The sequence below is a fragment of the Flagellimonas sp. genome (assembly GCF_965601775.1).
Taxonomy (GTDB): domain Bacteria; phylum Bacteroidota; class Bacteroidia; order Flavobacteriales; family Flavobacteriaceae; genus Flagellimonas.
The window spans coordinates 2,821,870-2,836,726 of the sequence record NZ_OZ271837.1 but is presented as its reverse complement, the minus strand read 5'-3'; the positions used below and the strand labels follow the sequence as shown (position 1 = coordinate 2,836,726).

17 protein-coding genes are annotated in these 14,857 nt (G+C 40.3%); 14 read left to right on the top strand and 3 right to left on the bottom strand.

Going from position 1 to position 14,857, the window contains the following annotated elements; all coding sequences use genetic code 11:
* The first annotated feature begins 9 nt into the window (after window positions 1–9).
* The 13 genes from rplO (at window position 10) to ACSLUF_RS13080 (ending at window position 10,994) form a co-directional block, all read left to right on the top strand.
* On the top strand, window positions 10–462 hold the full coding sequence (gene rplO / locus ACSLUF_RS13140) for a 50S ribosomal protein L15 (protein ID WP_435623239.1): 453 nt from the start codon (window positions 10–12) through the stop codon (window positions 460–462).
* A gap of 9 nt (window positions 463–471) precedes the next feature.
* Window positions 472–1,815 (top strand): preprotein translocase subunit SecY, encoded by a 1,344-nt coding sequence (secY, locus tag ACSLUF_RS13135; protein WP_435623238.1) that lies wholly within the window; start codon window positions 472–474, stop codon window positions 1,813–1,815.
* Between the two features lie 3 nt (window positions 1,816–1,818).
* Window positions 1,819–2,034, top strand: a complete 216-nt coding sequence (gene infA, locus ACSLUF_RS13130; RefSeq protein ID WP_011710675.1) for a translation initiation factor IF-1 — start codon at window positions 1,819–1,821, stop codon at window positions 2,032–2,034.
* Window positions 2,035–2,038: 4 nt separating this feature from the next.
* Window positions 2,039–2,155, top strand: a complete 117-nt coding sequence (gene ykgO, locus ACSLUF_RS13125) for a type B 50S ribosomal protein L36 (RefSeq protein ID WP_010519235.1) — start codon at window positions 2,039–2,041, stop codon at window positions 2,153–2,155.
* Window positions 2,156–2,157: 2 nt separating this feature from the next.
* Window positions 2,158–2,532 (top strand): 30S ribosomal protein S13, encoded by a 375-nt coding sequence (gene rpsM / locus ACSLUF_RS13120; RefSeq protein ID WP_106145070.1) that lies wholly within the window; start codon window positions 2,158–2,160, stop codon window positions 2,530–2,532.
* 101 nt (window positions 2,533–2,633) lie between these two features.
* Window positions 2,634–3,026, top strand: a complete 393-nt coding sequence (gene rpsK, locus ACSLUF_RS13115; protein WP_435623237.1) for a 30S ribosomal protein S11 — start codon at window positions 2,634–2,636, stop codon at window positions 3,024–3,026.
* 97 nt (window positions 3,027–3,123) lie between these two features.
* Window positions 3,124–3,729, top strand: a complete 606-nt coding sequence (rpsD, locus tag ACSLUF_RS13110) for a 30S ribosomal protein S4 (protein ID WP_435623236.1) — start codon at window positions 3,124–3,126, stop codon at window positions 3,727–3,729.
* Between the two features lie 18 nt (window positions 3,730–3,747).
* Window positions 3,748–4,740 carry a DNA-directed RNA polymerase subunit alpha gene (locus ACSLUF_RS13105; RefSeq protein ID WP_055397087.1) on the top strand — a complete coding sequence of 331 codons (993 nt, stop codon included), beginning with the start codon at window positions 3,748–3,750 and terminating at the stop codon, window positions 4,738–4,740.
* A gap of 59 nt (window positions 4,741–4,799) precedes the next feature.
* Complete coding sequence (rplQ, locus tag ACSLUF_RS13100) at window positions 4,800–5,303, top strand: 50S ribosomal protein L17 (protein ID WP_435623235.1); 504 nt, start codon at window positions 4,800–4,802, stop codon at window positions 5,301–5,303.
* Window positions 5,304–5,401: 98 nt separating this feature from the next.
* Entirely contained in the window at window positions 5,402–6,514 is a 1,113-nt protein-coding gene (carA, locus tag ACSLUF_RS13095; protein WP_435623234.1) for a glutamine-hydrolyzing carbamoyl-phosphate synthase small subunit, read from the top strand.
* A 118-nt stretch (window positions 6,515–6,632) separates the two neighbouring features.
* Entirely contained in the window at window positions 6,633–7,928 is a 1,296-nt protein-coding gene (gene eno / locus ACSLUF_RS13090) for a phosphopyruvate hydratase (RefSeq protein ID WP_435623233.1), read from the top strand.
* 115 nt (window positions 7,929–8,043) lie between these two features.
* Window positions 8,044–9,582, top strand: coding sequence for a glycogen synthase (locus ACSLUF_RS13085; RefSeq protein WP_435623232.1), 1,539 nt, complete (start codon window positions 8,044–8,046; stop codon window positions 9,580–9,582).
* 128 nt (window positions 9,583–9,710) lie between these two features.
* Window positions 9,711–10,994 carry a citrate synthase gene (locus tag ACSLUF_RS13080; RefSeq protein WP_435623231.1) on the top strand — a complete coding sequence of 428 codons (1,284 nt, stop codon included), beginning with the start codon at window positions 9,711–9,713 and terminating at the stop codon, window positions 10,992–10,994.
* 56 nt (window positions 10,995–11,050) lie between these two features.
* On the opposite strand, the gene ACSLUF_RS13075 is transcribed toward ACSLUF_RS13080, so the two are convergent.
* Complete coding sequence (locus tag ACSLUF_RS13075; RefSeq protein WP_435623230.1) at window positions 11,051–11,518, bottom strand: hypothetical protein; 468 nt, start codon at window positions 11,516–11,518, stop codon at window positions 11,051–11,053.
* Window positions 11,519–11,803: 285 nt separating this feature from the next.
* Here ACSLUF_RS13075 and ACSLUF_RS13070 point away from each other — a divergent pair, with 285 nt between their 5' ends.
* The gene (locus tag ACSLUF_RS13070) at window positions 11,804–12,718 is read left to right on the top strand and encodes a dimethylarginine dimethylaminohydrolase family protein (protein WP_435623229.1); all 915 of its coding nucleotides are present in this window, start codon (window positions 11,804–11,806) and stop codon (window positions 12,716–12,718) included.
* 2 nt (window positions 12,719–12,720) lie between these two features.
* On the opposite strand, the gene ACSLUF_RS13065 is transcribed toward ACSLUF_RS13070, so the two are convergent.
* Window positions 12,721–13,854, bottom strand: coding sequence for a serine hydrolase domain-containing protein (locus ACSLUF_RS13065; RefSeq protein ID WP_435623228.1), 1,134 nt, complete (start codon window positions 13,852–13,854; stop codon window positions 12,721–12,723).
* Between the two features lie 113 nt (window positions 13,855–13,967).
* Entirely contained in the window at window positions 13,968–14,792 is an 825-nt protein-coding gene (locus tag ACSLUF_RS13060) for a LytR/AlgR family response regulator transcription factor (protein ID WP_435623227.1), read from the bottom strand.
* Between the last annotated feature and the right edge of the window lie 65 nt (window positions 14,793–14,857).

Genomic DNA, 14,857 nt, shown 5'->3' with positions numbered 1-14,857 from the left:
TTGTTGGTAATGGAATTGCATAATCTTAAACCAGCCGAAGGCGCTGTACAAAAAGAAGGAAAACGTGTAGGAAGAGGAGAAGGTTCCGGAAAAGGAGGTACTTCCACAAGAGGACACAAAGGTGCAAAGTCTCGATCTGGATATTCCAAGAAAATTGGTTTTGAAGGGGGTCAGATGCCGTTACAACGACGTGTTCCTAAGTTTGGTTTTAAAAATATCAACCGAAAAGAATACCAAGGAGTAAACTTGAGCAAGTTGCAAGAGTTGGTGGACAAAGGAGTGGTGAAGAAAGAAGTGACTTTAGACACTTTGGTGGAAAATCGCTTGGCTCACAAAAATGATTTGGTAAAGATTTTAGGAAATGGGGAGCTAAAAGCTTCTTTGAAAGTATCAGTACATAAATTTACTGCATCGGCCAAAGCTGCAATCGAAGCTGCTGGTGGTGAAGCAATAAGTTTATAAGAACAGCGCATGAAGAAATTTGTAGAGACTATATCGAATATCTGGAAAATTGAAGAGCTGAGACAACGCATCTTGGTTACTTTAGGTCTGCTTTTGGTATACCGTTTCGGTGCACAAGTAGTACTTCCAGGTATTGATACTGCCCAATTGGCTGAATTAAGCGCAAACGCCGGGGATGGAATTTTAGGATTGCTTAACGCTTTTACAGGAGGGGCTTTTGCCAACGCTTCTGTTTTTGCTTTGGGTATTATGCCTTATATCTCCGCTTCCATTGTGGTTCAGTTGATGGGGATAGCTATTCCTTATCTTCAGAAATTACAGAAAGAAGGGGAAAGTGGTAGAAAGACCATTAATCAAATTACCCGTTGGTTGACCATCGGTATTTGTGTGGTTCAAGCACCAGCATATCTATATGGATTGAGTGCTTTGGGTGTCCCTGAAAGCGCTTTTATTCTAGGTAAAGGTCTTGATTTCATTATTCCATCTGTAATCATCTTGGTTACGGGGACCATCTTTGCGATGTGGTTGGGTGAGAAAATAACCGATAAAGGAATTGGAAACGGTATTTCCTTGTTGATTATGATTGGTATCATAGCAACTATGCCGCAATCCTTTGTTCAAGAATTTATTTCTAGAACTACCAATAATACGGGTGGAATCATGTTCATGTTGATTGAGGTGATTATCTGGTTCTTGGTCATCTTGGCAAGTGTACTGTTGGTAATGGCTATTCGCCAAGTACCGGTGCAATACGCAAGAAGAACTGCTTCTGGAGGGTATGAAAAGAACATGATGGGATCTAGACAATATATTCCATTAAAGTTGAATGCTTCCGGGGTGATGCCTATAATCTTTGCTCAAGCAATCATGTTTGCTCCCAGCCTTATTGGTAGAACATTCAATGATACTGCTGTTGGGCAGTGGATGGAAGTTCAGTTTGCGGATATCTTCGGATTGGCCTACAACATTTTGTTCGGGGTATTGATTATCATATTTACGTATTTCTACACGGCGATTACAGTACCTACCAACAAAATGGCAGATGATTTAAAAAGAAGTGGTGGATTTATCCCAGGAATTCGACCTGGAAAAGAAACTGGTGACTTCTTGGATAAAATCATGTCATTGATAACCTTCCCAGGCTCTATCTTCTTGGCTTTGTTGGCAGTATTGCCAGCAGTAGTCGTTAAGTTGATGGACGTACAAGCTGGATGGGCATTGTTTTACGGAGGAACCTCCTTATTGATTATGGTAGGTGTGGCTATCGATACAGTTCAACAAGTGAATTCATATTTGTTGAATAGACATTACGATGGTCTAATGAAAACAGGTAAAAACAGAAAAGTAGCATAACCTATGGCGAAGCAAGCGGCAATAGAACAAGACGGAACTATTATCGAGGCATTATCCAATGCTATGTTTCGAGTAGAATTGGAAAATGGACACGTGGTGACGGCCCATATCTCTGGAAAGATGCGTATGCACTATATCAAATTACTTCCAGGGGACAAGGTAAAGTTGGAGATGAGTCCATATGATTTAACAAAAGCAAGAATTACGTATAGATACTAATACGATGAAAGTAAGAGCATCCATAAAGAAGAGAAGTGCCGATTGCAAGATAGTTCGCAGAAAGGGCAGATTATATGTGATCAACAAAAAGAATCCTAGATTTAAACAAAGACAAGGGTAATTATGGCAAGAATTGCAGGTGTAGACATACCAAAACAAAAGCGAGGCGTTATCTCACTTACCTATATCTATGGTGTAGGGAAAAGTAGAGCCAAAGAAATTTTGGAAAGAGCCCAAGTAAGTGAGGACACCAAAGTTTCTGATTGGAACGATGATGAAATTGGTCGAATCAGGGAAGCGGTTTCCAGCTATACAATTGAAGGGGAGCTTCGTTCAGAGACCCAATTGAACATCAAGCGATTGATGGACATCGGTTGTTATAGAGGAATTCGTCACAGATCTGGATTACCATTAAGGGGTCAACGTACCAAGAACAACTCTAGGACCAGAAAAGGAAAACGTAAAACAGTTGCAAACAAGAAAAAAGCAACTAAATAATAATTAGCAGTCATTAGTATTCAGGCGTTAGAAGAATCTGTTTGAAATGTAAAAGTCTAGGATTCCAATAACAAAGAACTAACAGCAAGGAACTAAAAAATATGGCAAAAGCAAATACAAAAACAGCAAAGAAGCGTAAAGTAATCGTTGAGTCTACGGGTGAGGCCCACGTGGTAGCTTCTTTCAACAACATCATTATCTCTTTGACAAACAAAAAAGGAGACGTTATCTCCTGGTCTTCTGCGGGTAAAATGGGCTTTAGAGGTTCTAAAAAGAACACTCCTTATGCTGCCCAGGTTGCTGCCGAAGATTGTGCCAAAGTAGCTCATGAAGCAGGTCTTCGTAAGGTAAAGGTATATGTTAAAGGGCCAGGTAATGGTAGGGAATCTGCAATTCGTTCCATTCACAATGCCGGTATAGAAGTTACCGAAATCGTGGATGTGACTCCACTACCACACAATGGTTGTAGACCTCCAAAAAGAAGAAGAGTTTAATTATTTATTTACTAATGGCCTTTAGGCCTTGAAAGTGCAAACAGATTATCGAAGGATAAGCCTTAATTCATAGTCGCACTTTCAAAAAATTTAAAAGATGGCAAGATACACAGGACCAAAAACAAAAATCGCTAGGAAGTTTGGAGAAGCGATTTTCGGAGACGACAAGTCGTTCGAAAAGAAAAATTACCCTCCAGGACAACACGGTAACAACAGACGCCGTGGTAAAAAATCGGAATACGCAATCCAGTTGATGGAAAAGCAAAAAGCAAAGTACACTTACGGTATTTTGGAGCGTCAGTTTAGAAATCTATTTACAGAAGCTAAAAGACGTGACGGAGTTACCGGTGAGGTATTGTTGCAATTGTGCGAATCCCGTTTGGATAATGTAGTCTACAGAATGGGTATTTCTCCTTCAAGAAGAGGAGCCAGACAGTTGGTATCCCATAGACACATTACCGTAAATGGCGAGATTGTAAATATTCCTTCCTATTCCCTAAGAGCAGGTGATGTTGTAGGAGTACGCGAAAAATCAAAATCCGTTCAAGCAATTCAAGACTCTTTGGCTGCCAATAGCAGTGTGTATGAATGGATTACCTGGAACTCCGAGAAAAAGGAAGGTACTTTTGTAACTGTTCCAGAAAGACTTCAGATTCCTGAAAATATCAAAGAGCAGTTAATAGTCGAGTTATACTCTAAATAAAAACAACATTAGTCCAATATGGCATTACTTAATTTTCAGAAGCCCGATAAAGTTATAATGATAGATTCAACAGATTTCGAAGGGAAATTTGAATTTCGCCCTTTGGAACCTGGTTATGGATTAACAGTTGGAAATGCATTGCGTAGAGTATTGCTTTCCTCTTTAGAGGGATTTGCCATCACCTCAGTTCGTATTGATGGTGTTGAGCACGAGTTTTCTGTTATTCCAGGTGTAGTGGAAGATGTAACAGAAATGATATTGAATCTGAAACAAGTACGTTTCAAAAGACAGATTGATGATGTTGAAAGCGAAACCGTTTCAGTTTCAGTAAGTGGAAAAGAACAATTGACCGCTGGCGATTTCCAGAAGTTTATCTCTGGTTATCAAGTATTGAACCCAGATTTGGTCATTTGTAATATGGACCCCAAAGTAAGCATCAACTTGGAGGTCATCATAGAAAAAGGACGTGGGTATGTACCTGCTGAAGAAAACAAAAAATCCAATGCACCCTTAGGAAGCATTGCTGTTGATTCAGTGTATACACCGGTAAAGAACGTAAAGTATAGTATTGAAAACTTCAGGGTAGAGCAGAAAACCGATTATGAAAAATTGGTTTTTGAAATCGTTACCGATGGTTCTATTCATCCAAAGGACGCGTTGACAGAAGCAGCCAAGGTGTTGATTCACCACTTCATGTTGTTCTCTGATGAGCGTATCACTTTGGAAGCTGACGAAATTGCTCAGACAGAAACGTATGATGAGGAGTCATTGCACATGCGTCAGTTGTTGAAGACCAAATTGGTCGACATGGATTTGTCCGTACGGGCTTTGAACTGTTTGAAAGCAGCTGAAGTAGATACATTGGGTGATTTAGTTTCATTCAACAAGAACGATTTGATGAAGTTCAGAAACTTCGGTAAGAAATCATTGACCGAATTGGAGGAGTTGGTAATCAACAAAGGTCTTCAGTTTGGAATGGACTTGTCCAAATACAAATTAGACAAAGATTAAGTAATCATATTTTGCTCCCCAAAATTTGGGTCTGGTAGCAAGATGATAAAACAAAGACAATGAGACACGGAAAAAAATTCAACCATTTAGGAAGAACAGCAGCGCATAGAAAAGCGATGTTGGCCAATATGGCTTGTTCTTTGATTGAGCACAAACGTATCAACACTACGGTTGCCAAAGCCAAAGCGCTTAAGCAATTTGTTGAGCCGTTGATTACAAAGTCAAAGACAGAGAACAACCAAACGGCTGAAAAAGGCATGCACAACAGAAGAGTTGTATTTAGCAATTTGAGAAATAAGCATGCGGTTACTGAGCTTTTTAGCACGGTTGCTGAAAAAGTGGGAGATAGACCAGGCGGATATACACGAATCATCAAATTGGGTAACCGACTTGGGGATAACGCGGATATGGCACTGATTGAATTGGTTGATTTTAACGAATTGTACAACGCTGGTAAACCTGCCAAGAAGAAAACTACGAGAAGAAGTAGAAGAGGAGGAGGCAAAAAGGTTGAAGCTGCGGCTCCAGTTGTTGAAACCAAAGCTGACGATTCAGAAGAATAATAACTATGTTATTAACTATTGGAATAGTAGAAAAAGGATACGTGAAAACGTATCCTTTTTTTATGTTCTTTTGTGAAATTTAAATTTTTTAAAGGGCTATGAAATACCACTCAAAAAAGAAAGCACTCATTTTATTGGCAGACGGAACCATCTTTTATGGCAAGGCAGTAGGGAATACAGATGGAACTGCTGTGGGCGAAGTTTGTTTTAATACGGGGATGACGGGATATCAGGAAATATTTACCGACCCATCGTATTACGGACAATTGATGGTAACCACCAATGCGCACATTGGAAACTATGGAACAATGAGTGATGAAGTGGAATCCGATGGCACCAAGATTGCTGGCTTGATTTGCAAAAACTTCAGTTATGAGTATTCTCGACCAGGCGCGGATATGAGCTTATTGGAATTTTTGGAGAAAAACAACTTGTTTGCGATTTCGGATGTGGATACCCGTGCTTTGGTAAGTTACATTCGAGATAATGGAGCGATGAACGCTTTGATTTCAACTCGAGTGGATGAAATAGATGTATTGAAAGAAGAACTGAAACAAGTCCCAAGTATGGAAGGTTTGGAGCTTTCTTCCAAGGTATCTACCAAAGAGCCCTATTATTACGGAGACGAGAATGCCGAAATCAAAATTTCAGCTTTGGATATTGGAATCAAAAAGAATATTCTCCGTAATCTGGCCAAAAGAGGAGCCTATATTAAAGTATTCCCATATAATACGGCCTTCTCAGAAATGGCAAAATGGAATCCTGACGGCTATTTCATATCAAATGGTCCTGGTGACCCGGAGCCACTTGGTGATGCAATTGCCACGGCGAAAGAAATGATTCAGTCGGACAAACCCTTATTTGGAATATGTCTGGGGCATCAAGTGTTGGCCTTGGCCAATGGGGTGTCTACCTATAAGATGTACAATGGGCATCGAGGCATCAACCACCCTATTTTGAATCTAGTTACTGGGAAAGGTGAAATTACCTCCCAAAACCATGGTTTTGCTATCAATAGGGAAGAAACCGAGGCGAACAAAGATTTGGAAATCACACATGTCCATTTGAATGATAACACAGTTGCGGGAATCAAGATGAAGGACAAGGATGTGTTTTCTGTACAATACCATCCAGAAGCCAGTCCTGGACCTCATGATGCCGAGTATTTGTTTGACCAATTTTTTGAAGCGATTCAAACTGGGCGCAACTAAAACGATGTAGTTTATTTTTAAGTTATCAAGCAGGCTTTATTCCTTTTTAAATGAAGCCCAAAAGACTGTCTTTTCATATCTTAGCCGAATTAATTTCAACCAAATAAATTGCTTCAATATGAGTATCATCATCAACATTCATGCACGACAGATATTAGATTCACGAGGTAACCCAACCGTAGAGGTGGACGTTACCACGGAAAACGGAATCATGGGTAGGGCCGCTGTTCCTTCTGGAGCCTCAACAGGCGAGCACGAAGCGGTTGAATTACGTGATGGAGGAAACTCTTTTATGGGAAAAGGAGTGAGCCAAGCGGTTAGTAATGTCAATACCGTAATTGCAGAAGAGTTGGTGGGTACTTCGGTATTCGAACAAAATTATATTGACGCCACCATGATTGATTTGGATGGTACTCCAAACAAATCGAAATTGGGAGCCAATGCCATTTTAGGGGTTTCCTTGGCGGTTGCAAAAGCTGCAGCGGAAGAATTGGGAATGCCATTGTATCGCTATGTAGGAGGTGTTAGCGCCAACACGCTTCCGGTTCCTATGATGAATATTATCAATGGGGGTTCCCACTCCGATGCTCCTATTGCATTTCAAGAGTTCATGGTAATGCCCGTTAAGGCAAAAGATTTCAGTCACTCCATGCAAATGGGAACTGAGATTTTTCACAACCTTAAAAAAGTATTGCATGATAGAGGGTTGAGCACTGCTGTAGGTGATGAAGGTGGTTTTGCACCGACCTTGGAAGGTGGAACCGAAGATGCTCTGGATACTATCGCCAAAGCCGTAGACAAAGCGGGTTATAAACTAGGTGATGACGTTATGATTGCCTTGGATTGTGCTTCTGCTGAATTTTATGTGGATGGTAAATATGACTATACGAAATTCGAAGGAGATAAAGGGGTGGTAAGAACCTCGGAGGAACAAGCTCAATATTTGGCTGATTTATGTGCAAAATACCCTATCATTTCTATTGAAGATGGAATGGACGAGAATGATTGGGATGGTTGGAAGATGTTGACTGATAAAGTAGGAGATAAAGTACAATTGGTAGGAGATGACCTATTCGTGACCAACGTAGAGCGTCTCTCCAGAGGAATTGAAAATGGAATTGCCAATTCCATCCTAATTAAAGTGAATCAGATAGGAACATTGACCGAGACCATTGACGCCGTTAACATGGCCAAAAATGCAGGATATACTTCGGTAATGTCGCATCGTTCCGGTGAAACGGAAGACAATACAATTGCTGATTTGGCGGTAGCCTTAAATACCGGACAAATTAAAACAGGTTCTGCTTCTCGTAGTGACCGTATGGCCAAATACAACCAATTACTTCGTATAGAGGAAGAATTGGGGGGAACAGCTTACTATCCGCAGGAAAAAGCCTTTAAAGTAAAAGCATAATGTTTATTTAGCATTGTAAAAGCCTTTCTCATTGTGGAAAGGCTTTTTTTTGCTCTAATGAATAAGTTTAGGTAACTTAAACTCAAAACCTAAACCACCTAACCTAGTACCCCTAATGAACAATTTTCTTTTTGTTTCTGCGGAAAATGATGCCATTCCAGATTGCAAGGCAGGAGGAATGGGAGATGTGGTCCGGGATGTTCCCCGACAGATTTCAGAGCATGGTGATAAGGTACATGTTATTGTTCCGTCCTATGGTAGATTGCATCAAAATGGTATTTTCAAAACCAGCTTGTATTTCAACCTTCGTGGAATGGGCTACGCGGCAGAACTCTATGAGGTAAAACCTAAAAAGGAATTCCCAAATATTGTGCATTATGTGATACACCATCCCGAGATTGAAGCGGGGGATATTGCCCATATTTACCACAACGACCCTGAGGAGCCCTTTTATACGGATGCCATCAAGTATTTCATTTTCTGTACCGCTGTTGCTGAGGCTGTAAAGCGCAATGCATTTGGAGATTTAGATGTTATCCATTTACATGATTGGCATACCAGCTTGCTTTTATTTTTGCGCGAATATCATGAGGAATATACCTTTTTGAAAGAAACCCGGTTTGTGTATAGTATCCATAATTTGGCGATTCAAGGGATTCGTCCTTTCGGCGATAATTATTCCTCTATAGAAAATTGGTTTCCCAATGTTCGATATGATATAGACGAACTTAAGGATTACAGATACACCGATTGTATCAACCTAATGGCGGTAGGGATACGTTTTGCTGATGCGGTACATACGGTTTCCCCATCTTATAAAGATGATGTACTCAAGCCAAGTTCTCCACCAGAATTTATTGGAGGAGAAAGTTTGGAGCTCGATTTACAAAAAGCAAATGAGGAAGGTCGACTTATCGGCATATTGAATGGCTGTAACTATAAAAACATCAACCAAGAAGAAAAAGGATTTATCTATCGAAATACGGTAAAAGCGCTTTTCAAATGGTTGCAGATGGAGGATAAAAAATATAAAGCCGATTTTCTGGCCCATACGGGAGAGAAAATTATGCAGTATGTTGGGAACAGACCAAAATTCATTGCTTCTAGCGTGGCCCGGTTAACAGAACAGAAGTTTTACTTTTTTATGCGTTCCCCAGAAGCCTTTGTAGAGATTTTGAAAAAGCTTGAAAAAGTCGATGGCATTTTCATGCTTTTAGGGACTGGAGCCCCAGAATACGAGGAACTATTCCGGCAGTTGAGCTACGAGCATAAAAACTTCATCTTTACCAATGGTCAATCTGAAAGCCTTATTGATTCCATGTACCTTGAATCTGATTTATATTTTATGCCGAGTTTATTTGAACCCTGTGGCATTAGTCAGATGCTCTCCATGCGGAATGGAAATCCCTGCTTGGTACATCATACAGGAGGCTTGAAGGATACCGTGACTCATATGAAAACCGGTTTTACCTTTGATGGGGATACCTATGACGAAAAAATAAAGAACATGTTGGCCGCTTTCGATGTGGCTTTGGATGTTTACGCCAACGACAAAGAAAAATGGAAAAAAATCCAAGCTAACGCAAAGCGAATGCGTTTTACTTGGAAAAAATCGATAGATAAATACTACGAACTGCTCTATAATTTGGACTGAACAAAGTGTTCAAATTTCTCAAGTTTACCTATCTGTTAAGAAGGATATAAATAGCTTTGGGAAATTGTTAATGCCTTTGCTTTTTCGTAAATTTCCGGTTCTATTTTAATAATCTTTTAAAAATTACAATGTCGGATAAAGCAATACTTGAATATGCTGGAAATAGCTATGAATTTCCGGTAACAAAAGGTAGTGAGAATGAATTGGCTATAGATATCAAAACCTTGAGGTCTGCCAGTGGTATGGTGACCATCGACCCCGGATACAAAAACACGGGTTCTTGCGAAAGTGCCATCACGTTTTTGGATGGGGAAAAGGGAATACTTAGATATCGCGGCTATTCCATTGAGGACTTGGCTGAAAAAGCTGATTTCCTTGAAGTAGCTTACCTTCTGATATTTGGGGAATTGCCAACTAAGGAACAATTGGAGAAGTTCCATCACGACATTAAGGAAGAGGCGGATGTTGATGAGGAAATGAAAAAGATTTTGCAAGCCTTTCCAAAGGCGGCGCACCCGATGGGTGTTTTGTCCTCAATGACCAGTGCCTTGGTTGCCTTTAATCCCGTTTCGGTAGATGTATCTTCTGAGGAGGCCATGTACTATTCCATTGTACGCATTTTGGCCAAGTTCCCGGTTTTGGTAGCATGGACACAACGCAAGAAAAAGGGACTTCCTTTAAATTATGGGGATGATACCTTGGGCTATGTCGAGAACTTCCATAAAATGATGTTCAAAAGACCGAACAAGGAATATGAGAAAGACCAGATTGCTATCGATGCCATTGATAAATTATTGATTTTACATGCAGATCATGAGCAAAACTGTTCTACCTCTACAGTGCGAATCGTAGGCTCATCCCACGCAGGACTTTTTGCCTCACTCTCAGCAGGTATTTCTGCACTTTGGGGACCATTGCATGGTGGAGCTAACCAAGCCGTATTGGAAATGTTGCAGGCAATAGAAGCTGATGGGGGAGATACCAAGAAATATATGGCCAAAGCCAAAGATAAGAGTGACCCATTCCGTTTAATGGGCTTTGGACACCGTGTATATAAAAACTTTGACCCAAGAGCGCGAATCATCAAAAAAGCTGCTGATGAGGTGCTGGGCAATTTGGGGATTGAAGACCCTATTTTGGACATCGCCAAGGGACTTGAAAAGGAAGCTTTGGAGGATGAATACTTCGTACAGCGGAAATTGTATCCAAATGTTGACTTCTATTCTGGTATCATTTACCGGGCATTGGGAATTCCAACCGAGATGTTTACGGTTATGTTTGCCTTGGGAAGATTGCCGGGATGGATTGCCCAATGGAGAGAAATGCGTCTTCGAGGTGAACCGATAGGGAGACCGAGACAAATTTATATTGGAGAAAATCACAGACCTTTTGTAGATCTCTCTAAACGATAAATTATACAATACCAATAGATATTAAAAACGCCCCTGAAAAGGGCGTTTTTTTGGTTTTATAGCTCTGCTAAGCTATTTTGGGAACTTTCATTCAGTTCTTTGTCCTTTCGGTAGCAGGATTCCATGATTTTGAAATGATAGTAGGTTTGAATCTTCGAGCTTTCTGAAGACAAAACAATTTTCTTGCACCTGTCGAATTCGGTATGTAAGAAACTATGCGCATCAATGGCATTCAAGCTTTGAATGGTAGAATCAAGAGAGGTTCGGTACTTCCTAACTTGAGTATCCAAAGATGAGAGCTTTTTACTAACCGGAAGCCGTTTTTCACGTTCTAAAAAAGCTTTCAAGGCTACCAAGGACTCCTCCTTAATGCAATCTTCATATTTTATTATGGACTTGGATGCGTTTTCCGGTGTTGTGGAAATCACTGCAAAAGAAAAAGGATTGGAGCCATTAGCTTTCATGTGTAAAAGGAAAACACAACTTAAGGCCACTAAGGGAAGAACTAGGATTAAACGCTTCATCTTGAAATCATTATCATACTAAATGTAACAAAATCTGCGAATGGAGCTGCATGTTTTGTCAGAAAAAAGAGTAAAAACGACTATATTTAACTATTTACTAATCAGGTAGTTAAATCAAAAAAGAAAGCCTTAGTAGCATAGAGGGATATACGTATGCAAACGTGTTGTTTTTTTATTTTTTGGTAAGGGAAAATCAAAGGTAAAACAGTAGATTTGCCCCTAAAATTATAAGGTTTTTCTTTTCGGTTACATCAAATTCTAACCATTTAAACCCATTTTGTGCTTATGATGAAGCTCCATATTATTGATGAAACGGCCCCTCTTAAAGCAGTGGTTTTGGGTACAGCCGAAAGCTGCGGACCTGTGCCAAAACCTGAGGAAGCGTACGATCCTAAATCCTTGGAGCATATTCTGAATGGCACCTATCCCAAAGAAGCGGATATGGTCAAGGAGATGGACGCTTTTGCCGCGGTTTTTGAGAAATATGGCGTTAAAGTCTTTCGTCCAGAGGTAATTCAAGATTGTAACCAAATTTTTTCACGCGACATTGCTTTTGTGATTGAGGACAAATTATTTCACTCCAACATTTTACCGGATAGGGAGCGGGAGTTTGAAGCGATTGTACACATTTTGGAACAACTGGACCCAAACAAAATTATTCGCCCGCCGGAAGAAGTTCATATTGAAGGAGGTGATGTAATGCCCTGGAATGACTACATTTTTGTAGGAACCTACACGGGAAAGGATTATCCAGACTATATCACCGCAAGGACAAACAAAGAAGCGGTAGAGTACCTTAGGGAGTTGTTCCCTCATAAGACGGTAAAATCGTTTGAGTTGCGAAAATCCAACACCAACGCCAAGGAAAATGCACTGCATTTGGACTGTTGCTTTCAGCCTGTTGGTAAAGACAAGGCCATACTGCACAAGAATGGATTCCTAGTTGAGGAAGAATACCAATGGTTAGTGGATTACTTTGGTAAGGAGAATGTTTTTGAGATTGATAAGGAGGAGATGTACCAAATGTTCAGCAATGTATTTTCTATTTCCCCTGAAGTAGTTGTCTCTGAACAGAACTTTACCCGCTTGAACGACTGGCTTCGTAGTCAGGGATTTACCGTAGAAGAAATCCCTTATGCTGAGATTGCCAAGCAAGAGGGACTTCTTCGTTGCAGCACGCTGCCCTTAATACGGGAGTAGTGTTACATAAATAGGGCCATTAAAATATCTTGCTGCATGTTTTCTGCCTCCCTTCGAATGGGAGAATCCATCATGGTATTGAAATTGGTTGACATGAAGACTATAGAATCCAATTCTGGAAGATAAAGTAAAACGCAACCCGCACCTATACCACCACCAGAATGCCCTAGGGCATAGGTTACATCCAGGTCGTAGTATTGAATCCCCAATCCATATCTTTTTTCGCCTTTGTCATTCAAAACGAATTCCTGCATCATTTCTAAAGTCTTAGGCTTTAAAAGTTTGCCAGAGACCAATCCTTTAAGGAAAAGCACTGCGTCTTTCGTGCTGGTAACCATACCATCGTCGCCTTTCATCGAGGAAACATTGGCCCTTTGTATTTTTGACACATTAGTTGGAATTCCGACCAACAGCACATCCCAATACGAATCCACAATATTCAAATCATCATCAATGTTATTGGCAGAAAGGTAGTGGGTGGATTTCAATCCTAGTTTTTTGAAAATGTGCTTTTCCATGTATGCCACGTGGTCCCTCGTAATTTTATCTGCAATTAGTGACAACAGTTCGTAATTTGTATTTCGATAAGAGTATTTTGTTCCCGGAGCAAAATCCATATCCTTTCCCTGGATGTGTGACACCAATTCTTCTACGGAAAACACTTTCAATGGATTATGTAAAATTTTGGAAACCAAAATGGGGTCGGTGTTGTACTCAGGAATCCCTGAAGTATGGTTCAATAACATTTTGATGGTCACTTTTTCCACACCTTCTTTGTCCAAAAGCCAGTCATAACTTAAGTATTTGGTAATGGGGTCGTTCAAATCCAATTTTTTCTTCTCATAAAGTTGAAGTATCGCTACGGCCATATAGGTCTTGCTCACACTTTGTAGATAGAATAGGTGTTCTGATGTCAGAGGGTCTTTGTTTTCTACATTGGAATAGCCTGTTGCATGCGACCAAAACCCGGCATCTGGATTGTATACTGTGAGTGCAAGACCTGGGATTCCCATACCGGTATATTTTTCGAGTACGGCTTTGACGGCTTCCTTTTTTTCTTCAGGAAATCCATTCGTTTGCCCCATGCTTAGCGCTGAGAAAAGAATTAAAATAAAAGTTGTTGCTCGTTTTTTCATGATTGATATTTTGCTTCAAATATCCATCAAGTAGCCTCATTTACTGTAGTTTGTTGCCTCCAAAATGCGTAAAGTGTAGCAATTTTAAGGTTGGAATGTAGAGAGTCGGTTGCCTATGCACTATGGACTGCAAGACTGAACCATTGTTTAAATTCAGGAGCGGTAATTCTGCTTACAATCTGAGTTTTGGTAGGTTCGGCTTCATTCCCGAATTCCACAACCAATTTTCCGTTGACGTCTTTTTTGTAGCCTACGAGTCGATTGCGATTCACGATGTATCTACGGTTTAATCTGAAAAATTGTTCCTCGGGTAGTTTGGGCATAATTTTGTTCAGTGAATCGTCCAAAACAAAGGATTTGCCGGTTTGGGTTACCAGATAGGTAGCTCTTCCGTCTACAAAAAACCAAGCCACAGAGGAAAATGGAATATGGTTCATTTTGTTTCCCAGTGCAACCTCAAACCCTGTTTGCCGTAATGCTTTATCCTGTTCGCGCATTTTTTGGGAACCTCTCCATTCATCATAAAAATAGATACCAATATACAGGCCATTGATAACCAAAATCCAAATAAAAAAGATGAAGAGGTTGTAGGTATAGAAATTTATGGGCAGGGGTTCATCGGTATATAGGGCATTGATGACTTCGGTGGCCAATATGATGAAGCCTTGGACGATAAGATTGGTCAATAGCAATTGAACTATCAATCTTTTCGTAAGGCCCTTCTCGTAGGGCATTTTTTTGTCCAGATATACTATGGTAACCCGAAGTAACCACCAGGCAATAAACCCCTGAGCGGTGTCTATGGCGTAAGTGGCATAGGTATACCAGTCCCAGCGAATCGTGCCATAGGTAAGATGATAGTTGATGGTATTGATGACTGGAATCAATATCAAACACAGCAACCAATCCTTGTATTTCCCTAAATAATTGGCCCACATGATATAAAGATACCGATGCTAATTTTTTGTTACAAAATGAAACGCGGATTCGCTACTTTTGGGGG